Source organism: Palleronia rufa, from assembly GCF_000743715.1.
Classification (GTDB): domain Bacteria; phylum Pseudomonadota; class Alphaproteobacteria; order Rhodobacterales; family Rhodobacteraceae; genus Palleronia; species Palleronia rufa.
This window is the reverse complement of the sequence record NZ_JQEY01000026.1, coordinates 1-21,160: the sequence shown is the minus strand read 5'-3', so window position 1 is coordinate 21,160 and position 21,160 is coordinate 1. Positions and strand designations below refer to the sequence as shown.

Annotated in this window: 21 protein-coding genes and 4 pseudogenes; 9 read left to right on the top strand and 16 right to left on the bottom strand. The window is 64.7% G+C overall.

Features of this window, described 5'->3' with window-relative positions:
- Window positions 1–71: 71 nt before the first annotated feature.
- The 5 genes from KW83_RS18390 to KW83_RS18370 form a co-directional block, all read right to left on the bottom strand.
- Window positions 72–632, bottom strand: a complete 561-nt coding sequence (locus tag KW83_RS18390) for a sarcosine oxidase subunit gamma (RefSeq protein ID WP_036181983.1) — start codon at window positions 630–632, stop codon at window positions 72–74.
- A complete protein-coding gene (locus KW83_RS18385; protein ID WP_036182024.1) occupies window positions 625–3,588 on the bottom strand; it encodes a sarcosine oxidase subunit alpha family protein in 2,964 nt (987 codons plus the stop codon). The genes KW83_RS18390 and KW83_RS18385 overlap by 8 nt, the downstream gene beginning before the upstream one ends.
- A 115-nt stretch (window positions 3,589–3,703) precedes the next feature.
- On the bottom strand, window positions 3,704–4,033 hold the full coding sequence (locus KW83_RS18380) for a sarcosine oxidase subunit delta (RefSeq protein WP_036181981.1): 330 nt from the start codon (window positions 4,031–4,033) through the stop codon (window positions 3,704–3,706).
- Between the two features lie 78 nt (window positions 4,034–4,111).
- Window positions 4,112–4,405 carry a hypothetical protein gene (locus tag KW83_RS18375; protein ID WP_036181979.1) on the bottom strand — a complete coding sequence of 98 codons (294 nt, stop codon included), beginning with the start codon at window positions 4,403–4,405 and terminating at the stop codon, window positions 4,112–4,114.
- 97 nt (window positions 4,406–4,502) lie between these two features.
- The gene (locus tag KW83_RS18370; RefSeq protein ID WP_036181977.1) at window positions 4,503–5,747 is read right to left on the bottom strand and encodes a sarcosine oxidase subunit beta family protein; all 1,245 of its coding nucleotides are present in this window, start codon (window positions 5,745–5,747) and stop codon (window positions 4,503–4,505) included.
- 328 nt (window positions 5,748–6,075) lie between these two features.
- Between KW83_RS18370 and ruvX the strand changes: the two genes are divergently transcribed.
- On the top strand, window positions 6,076–6,558 hold the full coding sequence (gene ruvX, locus KW83_RS18365) for a Holliday junction resolvase RuvX (RefSeq protein WP_036181975.1): 483 nt from the start codon (window positions 6,076–6,078) through the stop codon (window positions 6,556–6,558).
- Complete coding sequence (locus KW83_RS18360) at window positions 6,555–6,791, top strand: DUF1289 domain-containing protein (RefSeq protein WP_036181973.1); 237 nt, start codon at window positions 6,555–6,557, stop codon at window positions 6,789–6,791. The genes ruvX and KW83_RS18360 overlap by 4 nt, the downstream gene beginning before the upstream one ends.
- Window positions 6,792–7,310: 519 nt before the next feature.
- On the opposite strand, the gene dusA is transcribed toward KW83_RS18360, so the two are convergent.
- Window positions 7,311–8,324 carry a tRNA dihydrouridine(20/20a) synthase DusA gene (gene dusA / locus KW83_RS18355; protein WP_081904706.1) on the bottom strand — a complete coding sequence of 338 codons (1,014 nt, stop codon included), beginning with the start codon at window positions 8,322–8,324 and terminating at the stop codon, window positions 7,311–7,313.
- A 108-nt stretch (window positions 8,325–8,432) separates the two neighbouring features.
- On the opposite strand from dusA, the gene KW83_RS20250 reads away from it, so the two are divergent.
- The 3 genes and pseudogenes from KW83_RS20250 to KW83_RS18340 all read left to right on the top strand — a co-directional run bounded on the left by KW83_RS20250 (window position 8,433) and on the right by KW83_RS18340 (window position 10,526).
- A complete protein-coding gene (locus KW83_RS20250) occupies window positions 8,433–8,867 on the top strand; it encodes a hypothetical protein (RefSeq protein ID WP_200879713.1) in 435 nt (144 codons plus the stop codon).
- A pseudogene (locus KW83_RS20785) lies at window positions 8,782–9,524 on the top strand (IS3 family transposase); the annotation flags it as partial. The gene KW83_RS20250 and the pseudogene KW83_RS20785, both read left to right, overlap by 86 nt.
- A 30-nt stretch (window positions 9,525–9,554) precedes the next feature.
- On the top strand, window positions 9,555–10,526 hold the full coding sequence (locus KW83_RS18340) for an IS481 family transposase (protein ID WP_036173691.1): 972 nt from the start codon (window positions 9,555–9,557) through the stop codon (window positions 10,524–10,526).
- Here KW83_RS18340 and KW83_RS18335 read toward each other — a convergent pair.
- Together KW83_RS18335 and KW83_RS18330 are read right to left on the bottom strand one after the other, a co-directional pair.
- Window positions 10,505–10,864 (bottom strand): LysE family translocator, encoded by a 360-nt coding sequence (locus tag KW83_RS18335; RefSeq protein WP_051928658.1) that lies wholly within the window; start codon window positions 10,862–10,864, stop codon window positions 10,505–10,507. The genes KW83_RS18340 and KW83_RS18335 overlap by 22 nt on opposite strands.
- Window positions 10,865–10,872: 8 nt before the next feature.
- Window positions 10,873–11,844, bottom strand: a complete 972-nt coding sequence (locus KW83_RS18330) for an IS481 family transposase (protein ID WP_036173691.1) — start codon at window positions 11,842–11,844, stop codon at window positions 10,873–10,875.
- 128 nt (window positions 11,845–11,972) lie between these two features.
- Here KW83_RS18330 and KW83_RS18325 point away from each other — a divergent pair, with 128 nt between their 5' ends.
- Together KW83_RS18325 and KW83_RS18320 are read left to right on the top strand one after the other, a co-directional pair.
- Complete coding sequence (locus KW83_RS18325) at window positions 11,973–13,031, top strand: RNase A-like domain-containing protein (protein WP_036181970.1); 1,059 nt, start codon at window positions 11,973–11,975, stop codon at window positions 13,029–13,031.
- Window position 13,032: 1 nt separating this feature from the next.
- Window positions 13,033–13,335 carry a hypothetical protein gene (locus tag KW83_RS18320; protein WP_036181968.1) on the top strand — a complete coding sequence of 101 codons (303 nt, stop codon included), beginning with the start codon at window positions 13,033–13,035 and terminating at the stop codon, window positions 13,333–13,335.
- Between the two features lie 16 nt (window positions 13,336–13,351).
- Here the strand turns inward: KW83_RS18320 and KW83_RS18315 are convergent, their stop codons facing one another.
- The 6 genes and pseudogenes from KW83_RS18315 to KW83_RS18290 all read right to left on the bottom strand — a co-directional run.
- Entirely contained in the window at window positions 13,352–13,984 is a 633-nt protein-coding gene (locus tag KW83_RS18315) for a DUF6441 family protein (RefSeq protein WP_036181966.1), read from the bottom strand.
- Entirely contained in the window at window positions 13,981–14,292 is a 312-nt protein-coding gene (locus tag KW83_RS18310; RefSeq protein WP_036181965.1) for a head-tail joining protein, read from the bottom strand. The genes KW83_RS18315 and KW83_RS18310 overlap by 4 nt, the downstream gene beginning before the upstream one ends.
- Window positions 14,289–14,627 carry a DUF2190 family protein gene (locus KW83_RS18305; protein WP_036181963.1) on the bottom strand — a complete coding sequence of 113 codons (339 nt, stop codon included), beginning with the start codon at window positions 14,625–14,627 and terminating at the stop codon, window positions 14,289–14,291. Before KW83_RS18305 ends, KW83_RS18310 begins: the two co-directional genes overlap by 4 nt.
- A gap of 74 nt (window positions 14,628–14,701) precedes the next feature.
- A complete protein-coding gene (locus KW83_RS18300; protein WP_235191468.1) occupies window positions 14,702–15,706 on the bottom strand; it encodes a prohead protease/major capsid protein fusion protein in 1,005 nt (334 codons plus the stop codon).
- Between the two features lie 617 nt (window positions 15,707–16,323).
- Window positions 16,324–17,256 (bottom strand): IS5 family transposase, encoded by a 933-nt coding sequence (locus KW83_RS18295; protein WP_036172902.1) that lies wholly within the window; start codon window positions 17,254–17,256, stop codon window positions 16,324–16,326.
- A gap of 62 nt (window positions 17,257–17,318) precedes the next feature.
- Window positions 17,319–17,594 (bottom strand): annotated as a pseudogene (locus tag KW83_RS18290) (transposase); the annotation flags it as partial.
- Window positions 17,595–17,692: 98 nt separating this feature from the next.
- Between KW83_RS18290 and KW83_RS18285 the strand changes: the two are divergent.
- A complete protein-coding gene (locus KW83_RS18285) occupies window positions 17,693–18,724 on the top strand; it encodes an IS110 family RNA-guided transposase (RefSeq protein ID WP_036181959.1) in 1,032 nt (343 codons plus the stop codon).
- A gap of 470 nt (window positions 18,725–19,194) precedes the next feature.
- Here KW83_RS18285 and KW83_RS18280 read toward each other — a convergent pair.
- Window positions 19,195–19,590 (bottom strand): annotated as a pseudogene (locus KW83_RS18280) (integrase core domain-containing protein); the annotation flags it as partial.
- Window positions 19,591–19,658: 68 nt separating this feature from the next.
- Between KW83_RS18280 and KW83_RS18275 the strand changes: the two are divergent.
- Window positions 19,659–20,591, top strand: a complete 933-nt coding sequence (locus KW83_RS18275; RefSeq protein WP_036181957.1) for an IS5 family transposase — start codon at window positions 19,659–19,661, stop codon at window positions 20,589–20,591.
- Window positions 20,592–20,776: 185 nt separating this feature from the next.
- On the opposite strand, the pseudogene KW83_RS20245 reads toward KW83_RS18275, so the two are convergent.
- Window positions 20,777–21,157 (bottom strand): annotated as a pseudogene (locus KW83_RS20245) (polysaccharide biosynthesis protein); the annotation flags it as partial.
- Between the last annotated feature and the right edge of the window lie 3 nt (window positions 21,158–21,160).

The window sequence follows — 21,160 nt, the reverse complement described above, 5'->3', positions numbered from 1 at the left end:
GGTGCAGTTGCTACCCGCTTCGGTCCGTCACGCGAAAAACGACATAGACCAAGGGATGTTCCGGGAAAGACTCAGAATGCGCCGATTTCGCCGCCCCGGCGGGCGCTGAGCGACAGCAGATCGAAGACGTAGCGCCCGACGGAGCGGAAGCAGATCACATGCGCCGTCCGGGGCCCCGATAGCCAGAGCGCCGCGGGAACCTGCGCCACGCGGGTTCGGCGCACCGTGTTCACCGGCAGGGTGACCGCGTCGATGGGCGCGACCTTGGCCAGGATCTCCCGCACAGCCGCACCTTCGAGACGGATCGCCGCGCGCATGTCGGACACGTCTAGCGCCAGGTGATGGCGGTCGCCCATCGCCCGGGACAGGGAGGAAAGCGCATCCGCGCCCTGCCCGCGCGCGAGCGAGATGAGCAGCTCGTCCGGGGCCATCCAGGCGATCCAGGCGCTGTCGGAAGTGCTCAGCCCAAGGGGGCCGGGCATGGCGGCATGGGCGATGCGCTCGACGGCATCGGCAAGGCCCGGATCGGACAGATCGCCCTTGAGCTGGATCATGTCGCGGGGCGCATCCTCTGCGACCGTCACATAGCCGTCGGACCGGGCCTGGGCGAGCGGGGTGGCGTGGTCAGACATCCTGACGGGCTCCTTGCTTGTCGTAGAACACCGGATCGACGATCCGTGCGGTGTGAACCTTGCCGTCGGTTCCCGGAAACGTAACGGTCTCTCCCATCCGGTCGGGGCCGTTCAGGATCAGCCCCATAGCGATGCCCCGCTTCAGCGTCGGGCTGTAATAGGTTGATGTGACGCGCCCTTCCGTCTTTCTCTGGCCATTGGCGTTGCGGTCGTCGAGCGCGGCATAGGCGCCGTCGGGCAGTACCCCGCCGTCGAGCGTCTCCAGCCCGACCAGCTTCCAACGGTCGGGATCCGTCATGTGGCTGCGCTGCTGTCCGCGCTTGCCGATGAAATCGTCCTTTTTCTTGGAGATCGCCCAGTGAAGTCCCAGGTCCTGCGGAATCACGGTGCCGTCCGTCTCATCCCCGATCATGATAAAGCCTTTCTCGGCGCGCAGGACGTGCAGCGCCTCGGTCCCGTAGGGCATGACGCCCATATCGGCGCCGGCCTCCAGCAGCCGGTCCCAGAGCGCGCGCCCCAGATTAGCGGGCACCGCGACCTCATAAGACAGCTCACCGGAAAAGGAGATGCGGAACACGCGCACCGGCAGGTCCGCCAATGTGCCATCGCTCCAGGTCATGAAGGGCATCGCGTCGCGCGACAGGTCCATCCCGCCGAGCCTGTCCAGCACATCCCGCGCCCGGGGGCCGACAACGGCGATCTGCGCCCATTGCTCCGTGACGTTTGCGGTATGGACCTTGAGGTCCCACCACTCGGTCTGAAGCCACTCCTCCATATGGGCGTGGATCCGGTCCGCGCCACCGGTGGTGGTGTGGCAAAGGAACGTGTCCTCCGACAGCCGCGCTACCACGCCATCGTCCATCAGGAACCCGTTTTCGGAACACATCAGCCCGTAGCGGCAGCGGCCCACGGCAAGGGTGGACATCATGTTGGTGTAGAGCAGGTCCATGAAGCGGCCCGCGTCCGGACCCTTGACCACGATCTTGCCCAGGGTAGAGGCGTCCAGCAGCCCGACGTTTTCGCGGACATTGCGGATCTCGCGAGAGACCGCGGCACGGATGTCCTCGCCGTCGCGCGTGTAGCAGTAGGGACGGCGCCAATGGCCGACCGGCTCCCATGTGGCGCCGTTGGCCTCATGCCAGTCGTGGAGCGGCGTGCGCCGGAGCGGCTGGAAGATCTCTCCGCGCGCCTCTCCGGCGATGGAACCCATGGAAATCGGTACGTAGGGGGGACGGAAGGTGGTGGTCCCGACGTCGGGGATGGGCCGGCCAACCGCATCCGAAAGCACAGCCAAGCCGTTGATGTTGCTAAGCTTCCCCTGATCCGTGGCCATGCCCAGCGTGGTGTAGCGCTTGGCGTGCTCGACGCTGACGAACCCCTCCTGCGCGGCAAGCTGGATATCCGACACTTTCACGTCGTTCTGGTAATCCAGGAACATCTTGGACCGCAGGGCCGGCCCCGCGCGTTCCGGCATGATCCAGGTGGGCCGCGGCAGACGCTCGACCGGTTGCGTAACGGGCGTGTCGGCCTGACCCAGGCAGGCGGCGGCGTCCATATGCCCCGCCGCCGTGCCGATGGCCGACACCATGCCCGTGCCGTCCGCCCCCACCGGCGGGCGGTCGGGATCGGGGGCGAAAAAGCCGCGCTCGTCGTTCCAGGTCAGCTTGCCGCCGCAATGGGACCACAGGTGCGGGACCGGAGACCAGCCGCCCGACATGGCCACCGCGTCGCAGGCGATGCGCCGCGTCGGTGTGCCGTCGCCGGTCACGTCGCAGACCAGCACCCGCTCGACCCGCCCTGTACCTTCCGCGCGCAGTCCCGAGCCGGTGACGATCTCCACCCCGCGGTCGCGGACGCGGGTGGGCAGCGCACCGGTGACCTGAGAGCGGGCGTCGATCACCGCCGGCACCTCGACGCCCGCGTCGAGCAGCGCCAGGGCCGTGCGGTAGGCGTCGTCGTTGGTGGTGACGATGACCACGCGGCGGCCCGGCGTCACGGCGTAGTCGCACACATAGTCCCGCACGGCGGAGGCCAGCATGACGCCCGGCAGATCGTTGCCGGCAAAGGCCAGCGGACGTTCGAGACCGCCCGTGGCGGTGACGATATGGCCCGCGCGGATCTTCCAGAGACGGTGGCGCGGGGCGTCGGCGCCGGGGCGGTCGTCGGCCACGCGCTCATGGGCGGTGAGATAGCCGTGGTCGTACACGCCCGCGCCCATCAGGCCGCTGCGCAGGGTCACGCTGTCCATGGCCGACAGGTCGTCCACCGCGCGGGCGACCCATGCGGCGGGATCCAGACCGTCGATCGTGGTCCCGTCAATCGCGCCATCGGTGACGGTGCGCCCGCCCCAGATCGTGTCCTGTTCCATCAGCAGAACGCGCCGCCCGGCGCGTCCGGCTTCCAGAGCGGCGGCAAGGCCCGCGATACCGCCGCCGACGATGGCCAGATCGCAATGCGTGTGCAGATGTTCGTAGCGGTCCGCGTCCGGCCCCTCCGGCGGGCGGCCCAATCCGGCCGAAGCGCGGATGACCGGCTCATAGACTTTCTTCCAGAAAGAGGCGGGCCAGAGAAAGGTCTTGTAGTAGAAGCCGGCGGGCAGGAACCGAGACAGCCGCGCGTTGACCGACCCGACATCGTGCTCCAACGACGGCCAGCGGTTCTGGCTGATGGCGGTCAGCCCCTCGAACAGAGGCGTGGCGGTGGCCCTCTGGTTGGGCTCGAACCGGCCGCCCTGCCCCAGACCGACAAGCGCGTTCGGCTCATCCTGTCCGGCGGTGACGGGTCCGCGCGGGCGGTGATACTTGAACGACCGTCCCATCAGGATGCGACCCGCGCCCAAGAGGGCGGAGGCCAGAGTATCGCCCGCGAAACCGCGGTGGGGGGCGCCGTCGAAGGTGAAGTGGAGCGCGCGGGCGGGGTCGATCCGGCGGCCGGGTCTGGAAAGGCGGTGGGGCATCAGACTCTCCATCGGCAGCCGGGCAGCGGATTGCGTCCGGCCGGCTTCATTGGTGGCAAAGGGGTCAGGAGCCGCGCAAGGCCGTCGGACATGCGCGGACGTGTCCCGGCGCGCATCAGGTGTCGTCCCCGAACGTCCAGTCGGGATCGGACGCCCTGATCCGCTCGACGATATCGGCCGGCGGCTCCGTGGTCTGCGCGGGATAGGTGCCGAACACCTGCATCGTAACGGTGTGGCGGGCGGCGTGGAACCACTTGCCGCAGCCGTAGGCATGGCGCCAGCGCTCCAGGTGGACACCGCGCGGATTGCGGCGCTGGAAGAGGTAGCGTTCGAAGTCGGCATCGTCCGAACCGGGGCCGTGGCGGGTCAGGTGCGCCTCGCCGCCGGGTGTCAGCTCGGTCTCGTCGCAACGGACGCCGCAATAGGGGCAGTCGAGGATCAGCATGGGGGCCTCCGGTGGACGCCGGCCCCATCGGGCGCCGGTGGGGTCGCGCGTCCCGCCGGCCCGTCGGACAGGTGGGTGTCAGTTGGCGGGTTCCGCGGTACCGCCGCCGCCATCCGCCGCAGGCTCTCCGCCGCCGTCGGGCGCGGATCCGCCGGCATCCGACGCGGGCGCCTCTGTGGTTGCGTCCAGTCCGCCGCCGTCGCTGGCGATGTCACCGCCGCCCATGCCGAAAAGCACATAGGCGATGACCAGGACCGCGACGACGACCCCCCCCAGGATGAATGCCATGCCGGAACCGGAGCTCTTCTCGACATGGGTTTCGCGGGTGACATGGGTGCTACGGTTCGGATCTTGGTTCTTGTTGTCGGCCAAGGCTTGGACCCTCCTGTAAATGATGGCGCGGAAACAGAGCCGGTCCTGCGAAGGTTCCGATCGCGCGCGGCGGCTGCGCGGGTTGCCGCCGGGGCCATCAGTGCGCCACCCCGGCCGCGACGCTTTCGTCGATGAACCGGCCTTCGCGAAAGCGCTCCATGCCGAAGGCGGCGGTCAGCGGCGAGGCGCCGGTCGCCATGAGTTCGGCAAAGGCCCAGCCCGATCCGGGCGTGGCCTTGAACCCGCCGGTGCCCCAGCCGCAGTTGATGAAGCAGTTCTCCACGGGCGTCCGGGACAGGATCGGAGAGCGGTCGCCGGTCATGTCCACGATGCCGCCCCACTGGCGCAGCATCTTGAGGCGCGAAATCATCGGAAACGTCTCGACCAGGGCGCGGACGGTTTCCTCGATATGCTGGAAGGAACCGCGCTGGGTATAGGCGTTGTAGCCGTCGGTGCCGCCGCCGATCACCATCTCACCCTTGTCGGACTGGGACATGTAGCCGTGGACGGTGTTGGCCATGACCACGATGTCCATGCACGGCTTGATCGGCTCGGAGACCAGCGCCTGGAGCGGCACGCTTTCCACCGGCAGGCGGAAGCCGGCCATTTCCGCCAGCCGGCCGGAATGGCCCGCGACGACGATCCCCAGCTTGTCGCAGGCGATGTCGCCCCGTGTGGTGGAGAGGCCGGTGACGCGCGCGCCGTCGCGGGTGACGCCGGTCACCTCGCATTGCTCGACGATGTCCATGCCCATATCCGAACACGCGCGCGCGTAGCCCCAGGCCACGGCATCGTGGCGCGCGGTGCCCGCCCGTTCCTGCCAGAGCCCGCCCAGAACCGGATAGCGCGGCCCGTCGATGTTCATGATCGGGCAGATCTTCTTGACTTCTGCCGGGCCGATGAAGCGCGTCGTGATGCCCTGAAGCGCGTTGGCGTGGGCGGTGCGCAGGTAGCCGCGCTTTTCATGTTCGGTCTGGGCCAGCATCAGAACGCCGCGGGGGCTGAACATCACGTTGTAGTTCAGATCCTGACTCATCGTCTCATAGAGAGAGCGGGACTTCTCATAGAGCGCGGCGGACGGGTCCTGGAGGTAGTTGGAGCGGATGATCGTCGTGTTGCGGCCCGTGTTGCCGCCGCCCAGCCAGCCCTTCTCGATCACCGCGACATTGGTGATGCCGTGGTTGCGGCCCAGCCAGTAGGCGGTGGCCAGGCCGTGACCGCCGGCGCCGACGATAACGACGTCATAGCGGGACTTCGGCGCGGCGCTTTTCCAGGCCCGTTCCCAGCCAGTGTGATGGCGCAGCGCCTCTCTGGCGATGGCGAAGGCGGAATAGCGGCGCATCGGCATGTCCCCGGACCAGTCGTCGTCGCCGTGATAGGCGTGTCATACGGCTGGATGATGCGTCCCAGCGGCATGTTCAACGGGTTTTGCGACATGGCGGCCGCGACCCCCTGTCCCATCCGCTTTTCGTCAGCCCTGCGACCGGATAGAAAGAACCGGACCACGTGGGAGGCGTCATGCTGTTCTGGATCGCCGCCCGCACAGCCAGGCGTGTTCCCGCCGTCTGGCTGGCGTCGGGCAGCACGGAAAATGCGCGAGACCCCTTGCAACACGCCGTCGGGACGTCGCCGCAAGCGTCGGTTGCCGTTCGCCGCGAAAGGGCCGGCCCGTGATTCATGACGATCTTTCCTGTTTCGCGGACGCCCTCCCCCGGGTGGCCGCGCTCATGGGGCTGGACCTTGGCACCCGGACTATCGGCGTTGCCGTGTCCGATACGTTCCGCTCCATCGCGTCGCCTCTGGAAACGGTGAAAAGGCGCAAGTTCACGCTAGACGCGGACCGGCTGACCGACCTTGCGCAGGCCCGGTCCATCGGCGGTATCGTTCTGGGACTGCCGCGCAACATGGATGGCAGCGAAGGCCCGCGCGCCCAGTCCACCCGCGCCTTCGCCCGCAATCTGTCGGCGCGGCTTGACCTGCCGATCTGCTTCTGGGACGAACGCCTCTCGACCATGGCCGCCGAACGCGCGCTGCTTGAGGACGACACCAGCCGCGCCCGCCGCGCGGCGGTCATCGACCGGATCGCGGCCGCCTATATCTTGCAGGGCGCGCTGGACCGGCTGGCCCGATTGAAGGACGAGGGAACGCGATGAGCGACGATCTTTGGCGGCGCGCGGAAATAGAGAGCCCGTGCATCAAGGTCTGCGTGATCGACCCCAGGTCGCGGCTCTGCGCGGGCTGCCTGCGCAGCCTCGAGGAGATCGCCGGATGGTCGGCCATGTCGCCGGAGGCGCGGGCAGAAGCCATGGCGGATCTGCCATCCCGCGCGGGCCGGTTGTCGCGGCGGCGCGGCGGCCGCGCCGGACGGCGGCCCCAATCGGAGTGACCCGAACCGGCGGCGCGCGGGACGTGCGACCCTTGCGCGAAGCGCGGTGCCCATGGGGTCGGCCTGCCGATGGCGCCAGGGCGCGATACGATGGCCGTCCTGTGACCCCCACTGATCATCCACGCGCAACTGGAGCCTGACGTTTGGTCTGGCGCTTCCGCGCGGGCGTAGCAACGGCCGATGCGCGGTGCCTCTCCATCTCGCGCAGCGGATCACCCGTTGCGGCGATCTGAGCGGTGGAGGCTGCCGGTGTGTCGTAGCCCATCGCGGCCTTCGGTGGTTGTCGTCGCAGCCCATCCGGCGACGGCCTCGCGGGCGTGATGGAGGCTGCGGAACAGCTGAACTTCGGTCTCTTCATCCGCCCGGTCCTCTCGTTGGCCAGGCTCCAGCTTCCCGTGGAGAGGATTCCGGGGATCACAGCAGCCGGCCGCCGAGAAGGACACCGGGCGCGGAGTGCATTACAAGGCGGCTGTGTAATCGCGGCGTTGCGGAGCCGGCCCGCCGATCGGGATGCAGGGATCAGGCGGCGCGGGCGTGGTCGGAAACGGCGCCGAGAGCCGTCTCGATGAGGTCGGCGGACGCATCCGGGTGCGACGCGCCCTCGGACAGGATCCGGCGCCAGTGGCGACCGCCTGGCTGTCCCGCATAGAGCCCCAGCATGTGGCGCGTTACGTGATGGAGGCGCCCGCCGGTCGCGATGTGGCGGCGGGCGTGGTCGATCATCGCGCGGGCGGCCTGCTCGCGGGTTATGACAGGCGTGGCGGAGCCGAAGATCCGCGCGTCGGCCTCGGCAAGGATGTCGTAAGGCCGCTGATAGGCAGCGCGTCCGATCATCACTCCGTCCACGGTGTCGAGGTGCCGCTGCGCCGCGTCGAGGCTGTCCACACCGCCATTGATGGAGATGTGCAGGCCGGGAAAGGCGGTCTTGATGCGATAGACAAGAGTGTAGTCCAGGGGCGGAACGTCGCGGTTCTCCTTCGGACTCAACCCGGCGAGCCAGGCCTTGCGCGCGTGGATCTGGACGCGCGCTACTCCGGCGGCGGCGATCTTCTCCAGAAAAGCGGGAAGCGCGATCTCGGGCACCTGCTCGTCGACGCCGATCCGGCATTTCACGGTGACCGGACGGGGCTGCGCGGCGATCATCGCGGCCGCCGCCTCCGCCACGCGATCGGGCGCACGCATCAGGACCGCGCCGAACGTGCCCGACTGGACCCGATCGGAGGGGCAGCCGCAATTGAGGTTGATCTCGGAATAACCTTCGTCCGACCCCATCCGGGCGGCTCTGGCCAATTCGGCCGGGTCGGATCCACCCAATTGCAGCGCCACCGGATGCTCTGCCGGATCGAATGCCAGCAGGTGACCCGCGCCGCCGCGGACCAAAGCCGGCGCCGTGATCATTTCCGTGTAAAGCAACGTGCAGCGCGTCAGGACCCTATGGAACGCCCGGCAATGTCGGTCTGTCCAATCCATCATCGGCGCGACGGATAAAACCGGCATATTGAAATTATTGGATTTTTTAATTTTATCAGCCATTTATCGCTCAATCCTCAAGCCCGTTCCTGTCCCGTTTGTTGTAAATCGCGCCCATTTCGGGTAGGATTTACAACAAATGTTGTAACTTCGGCCAAATGTTGTAACCCCATGGGTACCATCATCAAGCGAAAGCGCAAAGACAGTACGGTAGCCTGGCTCGCCCAGATCGCCGTTCGGCGGGCTGGAAAAACCGTCTGGCGCGAGAACCGGACCTTCGAGCTGCGCTCGACCGCCGCGGCCTGGATCGAGAAGCGCGAGAAGGACCTCGCCAAGCCCGGCGCCCTCGAAAACCTGCCCATCGGAGAGACCCGCCGCCGCGAAGTGACCCTCGGCGACGCCATCGACAAATATGTGGAAGACAGCGCGAAGGCAATCGGTCGGACCAAGGCGCAGGTGGACCTGTCGCGGTTTGATGCCGCTCCTTTGATAGCATTTACTGCAACAAAGGAGGCGAACTATGGGATTGAAACGGACGGACGAATTCCGCCAGGATGCGGTGCGTATTGCGCTGACCAGCGGGCTGACGCGCAAGCAGGTGGCTGATGATCTGGGCGTTGGAATGTCGACGCTGAACAAATGGATCACAGCGCATCGAGACACGAACGTGGTTTCACAAGAGGATTTGGACCTCGCCAAAGAGAATGAGCGGCTTCGACGTGAGATCCGGCTTCTCAGGGAGGAGAGGGAAATCCTAAAAAAGGCCACCCAGTTCTTCGCGGGCCTAAAGCAATGAGATTTAGGTTTGTCGAGGAACACAGGAACCATTTCCCAGCCAACCGTTTATGCAGTGTCGTTGGCGTCAGCACACGTGGCTTGCGGGCCTTCCGTAGCCGCCCTGCCAGTCGCAGACAACGATCTGATATGGTCACGCTTGCACACATCAAAGAACAGTCCCGCCTGAGCCTTGGTAGCTACGGCAGGCCGCGAATGACCGAAGAGTTGAAGGAGATCGGCCTGGACGTCGGTCATCGCCGTGTGGGCCGTTTGATGCGCCAGAACGGCATATCTGTCGTCAGAACCCGCAAACACAAGGTGACGACCGATAGCGATCACAAGTTCAATATCGCGCCGAACCTGCTGGATCGAGACTTCAACACTGATGCGCCCAACCAGAAGTGGGCCGGTGACATTAGCTATGTGTTCAGTCCCGGACGATCACATAGACTCTCGCCGGTCTGCGCTCTTCATGGCAAGGTCGTTTCTGCGTGAGGTTCGGGATGGGGGACGATCATGCTGATCTCTCTTCACAAGCAGGCGACGACGACACCCAGGATCAGAGCTGCGATGCAGGCGAGCGATGAGCCGGCGTGGATGGTTGCGGAGCGCTACAGCATCTCCGAACAGACGGTCTGGAAGTGGCGCAAGCGGGATGGCGTTCACGACCACAGCCACACCGCGCACAGGCTGCAGACGACGCTGACCCCTGCCCAGGAGGCGGTTGCCGTAGCGTTGCGGAAGGCTCTGCTGTTGCCGCTCGACGACCTGCTGTCCGTCGTTCGCGAGTTCCTGAACCCGAACGTCTCGCGCTCCGGGCTGGATCGCTGTTTGCGGCGACATGGGGTGAGCAAGCTCCGCGACCTCACACCAAAGGCGCCGAAGCCTGCGCACAAGCCTTTCAGGGCCTATGAGCCCGGCTATCTGCATGTCGACGTGAAATACCTGCCGCAGATGCCGGACGAGCAGCGGCGACGCTACCTCTTCGTGGCGATTGACCGTGCGACCCGATGGGTCTTCGTCCGCATCTACCCAGCGAAGACGGCCGCCAACGCGCGCCGCTTCCTGCGTGACCTGGAGCGCGCCGCGCCGATGAAGATCACACGTGTTCTCACCGACAACGGCAAGGAGTTCACCGACCGGCTGTTCGGCCTGCGCAAGCGCGCGGCCACGGGCAACCACGAGTTCGACCGCCTCTGTGCCGACCTCGGGATCGAGCATCGCCTCGCACCACCGATGCGGCCGCAAACCAACGGCATGGTGGAGCGCTTCAACGGGCGGATCGAGGACGTCCTGCAGAGTCATCGCTTCCGATCAGGCGAGGACCTTGAGCAGACGATCCTGCGCTATGTCCGCCTCTACAACGGCCAGCTCCCGCAATCCGTCCTGAAGGGCAGAACGCCTATCGACGCCCTCAAGGACTGGCATCGCCAAAAGCCAAGGCTCTTCAAAAAGCGGCCATACAATCAAGCGGGATCTGACACATAGGCACGTGTGATCGACGATGTCGAAAACAAAAGAGCATAGCCTAAGAATACGACCATGCTCTGAATTCCGACGGCTATCACGACCAGAGCAAGCTGCGCATGGCTCGCGTCGGAGGGCAGGCCAAGTGCGTAGAGCGCGCCGAAGAACAGGATGGATTTCGGGTTGGTGATATGCAGCGCCGCACCCCGAAGTATCAGGCGGCTTGGTCGGCCTCCGATAGACCGTGGCGCGATTGACTTTTGCGCCATCGCGGAACGTGCGGCTTTCCATGCAAGAAAGAAGAGATAGGCCGTCCCGGCATAGCGGATAACCTCGAGAACCCAGCCGTGCGACAGCATGATGGCACCTAGGTGTCAGATCCCGCTTGATTGTATGGCCGCTTTTTGAAGAGCCTTGGCTTTTGGCGATGCCAGTCCTTGAGGGCGTCGATAGGCGTTCTGCCCTTCAGGACGGATTGCGGGAGCTGGCCGTTGTAGAGGCGGACATAGCGCAGGATCGTCTGCTCAAGGTCCTCGCCTGATCGGAAGCGATGACTCTGCAGGACGTCCTCGATCCGCCCGTTGAAGCGCTCCACCATGCCGTTGGTTTGCGGCCGCATCGGTGGTGCGAGGCGATGCTCGATCCCGAGGTCGGCACAGAGGCGGTCGAACTCGTGGTTGCCCGTGGCCGCGCGCTTGCGCAGGCCGAACAGCCGGTCGGTGAACTCCTTGCCGTTGTCGGTGAGAACACGTGTGATCTTCATCGGCGCGGCGCGCTCCAGGTCACGCAGGAAGCGGCGCGCGTTGGCGGCCGTCTTCGCTGGGTAGATGCGGACGAAGACCCATCGGGTCGCACGGTCAATCGCCACGAAGAGGTAGCGTCGCCGCTGCTCGTCCGGCATCTGCGGCAGGTATTTCACGTCGACATGCAGATAGCCGGGCTCATAGGCCCTGAAAGGCTTGTGCGCAGGCTTCGGCGCCTTTGGTGTGAGGTCGCGGAGCTTGCTCACCCCATGTCGCCGCAAACAGCGATCCAGCCCGGAGCGCGAGACGTTCGGGTTCAGGAACTCGCGAACGACGGACAGCAGGTCGTCGAGCGGCAACAGCAGAGCCTTCCGCAACGCTACGGCAACCGCCTCCTGGGCAGGGGTCAGCGTCGTCTGCAGCCTGTGCGCGGTGTGGCTGTGGTCGTGAACGCCATCCCGCTTGCGCCACTTCCAGACCGTCTGTTCGGAGATGCTGTAGCGCTCCGCAACCATCCACGCCGGCTCATCGCTCGCCTGCATCGCAGCTCTGATCCTGGGTGTCGTCGTCGCCTGCTTGTGAAGAGAGATCAGCATGATCGTCCCCCATCCCGAACCTCACGCAGAAACGACCTTGCCATGAAGAGCGCAGACCGGCGAGAGTCTATGTGATCGTCCGGGACTGAACAGCTACAAACCATCGCGCGGAGGCAGCGGGAGGTTCCATGCAGCACAATCTAAGGGAATTTCTCCGCCACGGCGGCAGCGGTCAGTACGTGTTGGAACGGCGGAACGGGACCGTGTTCGGTTACCGTGCGGGCATTTCGATCAAGTCCGCGTTCCCCGGCTATGCCGACCTGCGGGCCGACTTCACCGACCAACTTGACAGCGTGATCGCCGACAACACCCGGATGCTGCTGAATGCGCTGACGCCCCCAGACACCGTGCCGTGGGTGACCGAAGCCGACCTTCGCGATGTTTCGGACGCCAAAGAAGAGGCGCTGCGCCAGTGGGATGCGCGCTTGACGGCCGTCTTCGAGGAATACGAAACCCACCCGCAGCGCCTGCGCCCGTTGCGGGAAGCGATGGAAGAACGCCTGGTTCGGGCCTTCGCGGGGCTCGTCAACCAGCTTCGGCAGCAGGATTTGGGGATCGAGCGGTACATCTGGCGTTCCCAGGACGACGCGAAGGTGCGCGACAGCCACGCAGACTACGACGATCAGGTGTTTCGTTGGGACGAGCCGCCCGCTGGCGGCCATCCGGGGCAGGCGCACAACTGTCGGTGCTACGCGGAACCCGTCAGTGTCGGTGTACCGAGTGACGTCACGCTTGTTGACTATGTCCCCACAGAGAGCGGCTACCCCCTTCAGGATCTCGCAGAACACGAGGCTGCTGGCGGGCACACAATTGAACGGCATGTCGGCAAGAGCGACTCCTTCCTAATTGGCATGGTCAGCGTTCCGGTGGCCCGAACGCTTCTCCACACGGTCTATCGCTGGTACCATGGTTCTTTCACCTCGCTTGCTGCTGCGGAAAGACTCACGAACGCGAACCTTTCGCGGAACGCCGCCATCGTGAATGCCATCGCATCCGGGCAACAGGAGGATGCTGTCCTCGAAAGCACTTTCTCCAGCATAACGGGGCAAGAGGCCTACCGGTTGACTCGCGGGACATCCTCACCGATACGACTGCGCCCCACATACTCCGTGAGGACGTACATCCGTCATGCGCCTGAAATGCCGAATGGCTTCATTATCGTAACCTCTTTTCCAAGGAACGAATGACGTGAAAGCGCCCCAAGCCTTCTATGACTTTACGTTGCAGTTCCACCAGGACCTAGACCTAGTCTATCCGGATTGGGCTTCTGATGCCCCCACTGCACGTCATGAAATCTACCAGAGCTTCCGCCGGCAGTATGGCGATCAGGCGGTGCACGACCTGAACGCCTTTTGCGAAAAGCTGTTGTCGGATGCGCGAGCCGACCTTGAATCCTTTTGGTTCAAGGAATCCAAGGCAGACTGGGTTATTTCCAACGATGGCATCCGGTTGCTTCTCAAGGACTTTCAGACATGGGCGGCTTCTTTGTAATTAGAGATTGATGCAATTATGACCTCTTTCTCTCCACCCAGTTCGCCACGATCAGACCCGGCACGCTGTCCAGCGCCCGTTCAGCGTCCCGGTCGAGGTTCAGCCGCTTCGGCAGCTTGACCTGCGGCACCAGCAGGAAGATCGGCGCGGTGACCTTTCCGCGCCCTGTCTTCGACCGCGACTCGACCGCCTGACCCTTCGTGTTCAGCCGCCCCTCCGCCACCAGCAGGCTCGGGCCGGTGCGACGATAGACGAAGCGCAGGCGCAGGCCGCGTCGTCGTTCCCATTCACCGGGCGTGATCCGGCCGCCGCGCAGGGACTTGCCTGCGGCGGGCAGCGGGATCGCCAGCCAGAACCCGTTCTTCGAGCGGATCAGCGGGCCGGTGTCGTGCGCGCCCACGATGACCGGCGCCTTGGACCAGACCAATGCTGCCGCGTCCAGGCTTTCGCCCGACCTCGGGAAGTTCTGGCTGCGGATCGAGTTGGCCAGCCGTGTGCCGAGCCCCGCGCCGGTGATCTGCAGCCGCCACGCCGTCTTCAGCCCAGTTCCGGCCTCGCGCATGGCGGCCGTGACGGCGCGCTCCCCGGCCGCCACCTCCGCCGCCATCATCGCGACGATGTCGGGATCGATGTCGAGCTTCAGTCTCACGCGGGCCTCAGATCGACGGTCCAGACCAGCCGCTCGCGGTCGCGGACGGGCTCGCCCTGAATGAGGAAGGCGTCGCCATCGATCTCGATACGGTCGCCGGGACGCGGGTTCGCCACCTCGGCCGCGCGCAGATCGATCCGGGTGGTTTCGGACCAGAGCCGCGCATCGCCGAAGTCGGAGACGACATCCGCGCGCCGGGCGACGGCACGCACCAACACGGGCGCGCCGCCGTCGGCGATGTAGACCGCATCCCGGCCGATGTTCGGATCGGCGAAGAGCGCGCCCACGGCGGCGGCGAAGGCGCTCACCAGAAGGCCGCGTTCAACCGAACCCGGCCGATGGTGTCGCCCGCGCCGCTCGCCACCGCCTCGACGGCCACGCCGATGAGGGTGTTGTCGGTCGCGACCGTGGTGCAGCGCTTGTTGGTGTCTTCCCAATAGACCTTCGCGCCGACGGTCCAGGCCTGGGAGCCGACCTTGGTGATGTCGAAGATGCCGACGAGCGCGGTCTCGACGGGATCGCCGAGGGCGGCGGCGCCAGCCGCGATGCCGAAGATGGAGCCGACGAGCAGGCCATCGCCGGAGGCGACGGCATAGGGCGCGGTCAGGGTGATGGTGTTGCCGGGCTGGACGAAGTTTTTCATGGGGAGGGTCCTCGTGGAAAGACGAAAGGCGGCCCGTCAGGACCGCCCGCGTGTCGGGGTTCAGGAAGCGCGCCTTACGCGCCCGGGTTCTTGTAGAGGCCGCGCCAGTCGATGGCCTTGGCGCCGAAGTCGAGGCGGCACTTGATCTCGACGCCGTCGACGTCGAAGCCATTGCGCGTCTCGATGTAGGCGCCCTGCTGACCCTCGAGATAGGCGTACTCGATGGTGTCGATCTGGTTGGGCGAGGCCGCCAGATACCAGGCGGTCTCGCTGGCGGCGTCGAGCCGGGGCTCGCTGATCGGCGCGAGGGTGCGGATCGACTGCGGCACGACGCTCGACGTCGCGGCGGGCACGAGGTTTTGCGCGACCAGCTGCTCGGCCTTCAGTTCCAGCGAGGCCGGCACGATCAGGAAAGCAGGGCGGACGTTCAGCACCGTCTTCTTGTCGAGACCGGTCTGCTTGGCCATCGCCGCGCGGGCCGCACCGACGCTGCTGACATCCAGCGCCGCGCCGGTGCCCGCGAGGTTCTTGTGGGTGGTGTGGAACAGCGCGTTGCCGTCGGCCATGGCCGGGTTCGAGGTGATGATGCCCCAGACCACGTCCGACTCCAGCTGGGCGATGGAGTTGCCGTACATCGCGGGGATCCGGGTGAAGGCGTCGAGATCGTCGTTGATCAGCGTCTGGCGGGTGATTGCGACCACCCGGCCATAGGTCTTGACCTTGTAGCTCTCCTTGCTCTCGCCGAGCGTGCCGCGTTTGAACTCGCCGCTCTCGCCGACTTCCAGCAGCTGCGGCGCCTCGCCGAGCTGGACCCGGTGCATGGCCTTGAAGTCGGTGGCGAGAACCTGGCGGCAGAACAGCATGAAGGTGCGGGGATAGGCCTCGTAGGCCTGCCGCAGGGTCTTGTTGGTGACGGCCGACAGGATCTCGGGGAAGTCCGAGGTCGAGTGCAAGGCCCGGGTCGCCACCTCGTCCCGCGAGAGGCCGCGCGTGTTCACCCCGGCATTGCCGAGGCTTTCGCGGGCAAGTTCCAGCAGCGTCATGCCGCGGTACTGCCGGGCGGCGTCCTCCAGCGCCATGGTGGACGGACATTATGAATTCTGTAGTATGTTGCGAAAGATGAAGGGCGGCGCTCGAAGATGATCAGCGTTATTAACCTAGCCGATGAAATTGGCGTTCGTAAACAAACGATCTTTAAGGTTGCCAAACGACTTGGGATTGAGACACAGAAACTGCGAACCGAACAAGGTCGGGGCCAATTGGTTGCTCACCTTTCCTCAGAAGATGCTGAGGCTATTCGAGATGCAATATCAGTCTCCGACACAGTAAATGATGACGATCCGGAGGCATCTGCCTCGGGATGGTTTTACATTATCCAACTTGAACCAACGATGGACCCGGGCAGGATTAAGCTTGGCTTTGCGATAGACGTTGAACAAAGATTGAGGTCGCACAGGACATCAGCTCCTTTTTCCGCATTGGTTCAGCGCTGGCCCTGCAAAGCTCTGTGGGAAAAGACTGCGATAGACTGCATATCAACTGAATGCGAACGCCTTCATACCGAGGTCTTCCGTACGCAGAATTTGCATGCCACAACCGATTTGGCTGATAGCTTCTTTTCCATCATGCCAGACCCAAACGGGGCTCTGTTGCACAAAGCTTTTAATACCCGAGATTCCCCTTTCCCCGGACGGATTCATCCCACGGCCTCTGTGACAGGGATGCCAAGGGCGGTGTAGCCGTTCATGACGGCGATGCGGACCTGGACTTCCGCGACTTGTCGGTCGAAGTCCCGCGCCATGAGGCGCTGCCCCAGCAATTTAACGCAGTGCATCTTGGTTTCGACGCGGCTTCGGCGGTGGTATCCGCTCCAGTTTCGCCAGATCGCGCGACCGAGATATTTCGAAGCTCGCAGGGCCTCGTTTCTGGCCACGGCACCCGCAGTGACGGTCTTCCACGGCTTGGCGTTCTTGCGGGGTGGGATGACGGCATTCGCCCCGCGGTCAGCGATGGCGTCGTGGCATTTGCGGGTATCATAGGCACCGTCTGCAGTGACGCTGCCGATCGCCTCGTCCGCCGGAATYTGGTTGAGCAGATCGGGCATCACCGGCGCATCACCGATGTGGCTTCCGGTAATCTCGAGCGCCCGAACCTCCAGCGTTTGGTCGTCGATCCCAAGATGGATCTTGCGCCAAACCCGCCGCTTGGGCCCACCATGCTTGCGTGCGTTCCACTCGCCTTCACCCTCGACCTTGATGCCSGTGCTATCGATCAGGAGATGCACTGGGCCGTTGGAGCCACGATACGGGATGTTCACGGCCAGCGTTTTCTGGCGGCGCGATAGCGTGCTGAAGTCGGGCACCGCCCAGTTCAAACCGATCAGACGCAACAGGCTCTCGACGAACCCGGTCGTCTGGCGCAACGCCATGCCAAACAGAACCTTCATCGTCAGGCATGTCTGGATGGCGGTATCGCTGTAGGTTGGCTGTCGGCCGCGTTTGCCGGTCGGCGCAGCATCCCAGATCATCTCTGGGTCAAACCAGATCGTCAGCGAGCCACGGCGCTTGAGCGCTTCATTATAGGCCGGCCAGTTCTTGGTCTTGTAGGTTGGCGGTGTGGGTCTGCTCATGTCGTCCAGCTACCACGCTGGACTCACGACATGAATCCCTCACCGGGTTTGTGCAACAGAGCCTCGGGCACCGCCCAGTCGAGGCCGACCAGGCGCAGGAGGCTTTCAATGAACCCGGTCGTCTGTCGGAGCGCCATGCCRAAAAGGACTTTCATCGTCAGGCATGYCTGGATCGCGGCGTCGCTATATAACGGCTGCCGGCCTCGCTTGCCGGTCGGCGGCGGCACCCAGACCATGTCCGGATCGAACCAGATCGTCAGGGAACCACGCTGCTTCAGCGCTTCGTTGTAGGCCGGCCAGTTCTTTGTCTTGTAGCTCGGCGGGATCGGTCTGCTCATGCAGGACAGCTACCACGCTGGATTCACGAGATGAATCCCTCACCCAGTCTTTGCGCAACAAAGCCTGCTGAAGTCACAAGAGAAACGAGAGGGCATACATGAAGGAAATTAGCATCATCGGGGTCGATCTGGCAAAGAACGTGTTCCAGCTGCATGGCGCGGCCGCGGACGGGACGGTCCTTTTCCGCAAGAAGCTGTCGCGCCCGCAGTTCCAGCGCTTCATGGCGGAGCATCCGCAATGCCTATTGGTGATGGAGGCCTGCGGTGGTGCGCATCACTGGGCGCGGGAACTGGTGCGGGTCGGCCATGAGGTGAAACTGATCGCACCGCGCTACGTCAAGCCGTTCATAAAAAGGCAGAAAAACGACGCGGCGGAGGCGGAGGCCATTGGGGAAGCGGCGCTGCGGCCGACCATGCGCTATGTCGAGCCGAAGACTGGGGAACAACAGGCGCGTTCCATCCTGTTCCGCACCCGTGAGCAGTTCGTGAAACAGCGCACCGAAGCGGTCAATGCGCTGCGGTCGCACCTGTACGAATTCGGCTTCACCGCGCCCGAGGGGATCGGCTATCTCCCGCGCCTCGGAGCCGTCCTGGAAGATCCGAGCTCGAATTTGCCACCGCTCGCCCGGGAAATCTGTCGCGAGCTGCTGGAGCAGATCGCGAACCTGAGCGACCGGATCAATGCCATGAAAAAGAGGCTCGACGCGTTCGCCAGGGAGGGCGAGACATCGCGCCGCCTGCAGACGATGCCGGGCGTAGGCCCGATCAGCGCCCTTGCCGTCGAGACCTTCGCGCCGCCGATGGAGCAGTTCAAACGCGGCCGCGACTTTGCAGCTTGGCTTGGGCTCGTGCCGCGACAGGCGTCGACCGGCGGCAAGCAACGGCTTGGAAAAACCTCGAAGATGGGCCAGCGCGACATTCGCCGTCTGCTGATCACCGGCGCGATGGCCGTGATCCGCTGGGCTCTGCGCCGTGGCGCACCGCAAAACCCCTGGCTTGAGCGCATGTTGGAACGCAAGCCGCCGATGGTCGCGGCCTTCGCACTGGCCAACAAGATGGCGCGCGGCCTCTGGGCGATGCTCCCGCGCGCTGAAGACTATCGCGATCCGGTGATCGCCAGCGCTGCCTGATCCGGCAGCAAAACGCGAAAACGGAACGCAGAGTTGTGAGGAAGGCATGATCCGAATGGGCAAATGATCGACATGATCCGGGTTGGGCAAACCAGAAACCTTCTCAGAGCTTCGAGCTCGCTGTTGGAGATTTGGCCCCGGTCCGCGCATCGCCATCTCGGCCAGCGGCATCTATCAGGCCGCGCAACAGGCCTGACAAGAGTCCGCACTCGATCACATGTCTAAGGTTCAGAAATTCCTTGCAAATGAGGGCGGCATCCACAAGAGAAAGTTGGATATCAGGCCCATCCTCTCCGCCACTACAATCGCGCCACGCATTGATTTTAAGGGATATAATAGGGTTGTTGCTGTTGGCTGCGCGGCCCAGAACCACGTTTCTGCGCCCCTTCGGATGTCCGTGGGGTGGTGCAGATTTGCAACGCACAAAAAGAGGCCCCGGCTGCGTCGCTAACCGTGGAGTGCCCCCCGTTTCACCGGACAGCCTGGCTGGGGTTGAGCGCTGATCTGAACTCGGCGGGCGAGCGCATGGCCAGCGCGGAATGCGGATGGACGGTGTTGTAGTCGTCGATCCAGGCGGGGACGAGCCCGAGCGCTGCGGTGGCGTCGGGCAGCGGCGTGACGCGGACGTAGTCGCGCTTGATGGTCTTCACGAAGGCCTCGGCCATGCCGTTGCTCTCGGGCGAGCGGACGGGCGTGAAGCAGGGGACGAGGCCGAGCTGCCGGGCGAAGTCGCGGGTCTCGCCTGCGGTGTAGGGGCTGCCGTTGTCGCCGAGGTGCTCGATGGGATACGGGGCACGATCCGTGCCGAAGCGCGTCTCGACGGCGGCCAGCATCATGTCGCGGACGTCCGAGCCGGAGATGCCCGCGCGGCGTTGTTGCAGAACTCTAGCCGTAAAGGATTCACATCGGGAATTCATGCGCTTAGACGAGCAGCATGAGCAAGCCCAAGCCCGCCCGCTACCGCACGACGAACTGGTCCACCTACAACGATGCGCTCAGGAAGCGCGGGTCGCTGCTGATCTGGCTGGACAAGGAGATGACCTGGCACGCGCCGCATGAGGGACGCCCGGGGCGCCCCCCGGTCTTTTCGAATGCCGCGATACAGTTCTGCCTATCGATCAAGGTTCTGTTCAAGTTGCCGCTCAGACAGACTGCCGGGATRGTCGCCAGTCTGCTGCGACTCGCGGGGCTGGACTGGCCCGTTCCGGACTACTCGACCCTGTGCCGTAGGCAGAAGACCTTGAAGGTTCAGATCCCCTATCGCCGTGCTGGCGGGCCACTGAACCTGCTGGTTGATAGCACCGGCATCAAGTTCCTCGGCGATGGCGAGTGGCAGGCCCGGAAGCATGGCATTCAGGGTCGCCGCCAATGGCGCAAGGTGCATCTGGCGATGGACACCGCCACCTCGGATATCCTGGCCGTCGAGTTCACCCACAGCCGGGAAGGCGACAGCCCCGTCCTGCCGGACCTGTTGGGCCAGATCCCCGAAGACGAAGACATCGGCACCGTGACCGCGGACGGCGCCTACGACACCCGCCGCTGCCACGGCGCCGTCATCGCACGCGGTGGCACGGCAATCATACCCATCCGAAGGAACGGTCGGGCTTGGAAGGAGGACTGTCCGGCTGCCAAGGCACGCAACGAAACCCTGCGCGCCACGCGTCACTACGGTCGGGCGTTTTGGAAGCGGTGGACCGGATACCACGCCCGAAGCCGCGTGGAGGCCAAGATGCGATGCCTGAAGGCCTTCGGCGAGCGCATCGCCGCGAGAGACCCAGACCGCCAGACCGCCGAAATCCACATCCGTGTCGCCCTTATCAATCGCTTCAACGCGCTCGGCACCGCCGAGGTGGTCCGCGTGGCCTGAACCCGAACGGGAAAGGGACACTCACGCCTCAGGCGGCCTTTCTGCAACAAAACCGTGGCAATCGCACAGCGCAGAGTGTCCAGGGCGACGCCCTCGGGGATTGCCGCATTTACACCGGGAATACCGGATGGGTGCCGTTCTTCAGCGACATCGAAGAGTTCTTCGAAGAGCTTTTCGCCCGGGCGGATGCCGGTGGTCTTGATCTCGATATCGATATCCGGTTTCAGGCCGGCAAGCGTGATCATGCGGTGAGCGATGTCCATGATCCGCATGGGCGCCCCCATGTCGAGAACCATGATCCTGCCCTGACCGATCCCCTTCTCGATCCCCGTAGCGGACGCGAGAAGTGTCAACTCGACCGCCTCGCGGATGGTCATGAAGAACCGGGTCATGCGCGGATCGGTGACCGTAAGCGGACCGCCCTTGGCGATCTGGCTTTGAAAGAGCGGAATCAGCGATCCCGAAGAGCCAAGCACGTTGCCGAAGCGCACGGTCATGAAGCGCGTGCCGCCGCGACGGTCGAGCGCCTGTGCGTAGAACTCCGCGACGCGCTTGGTCGCGCCCATGAC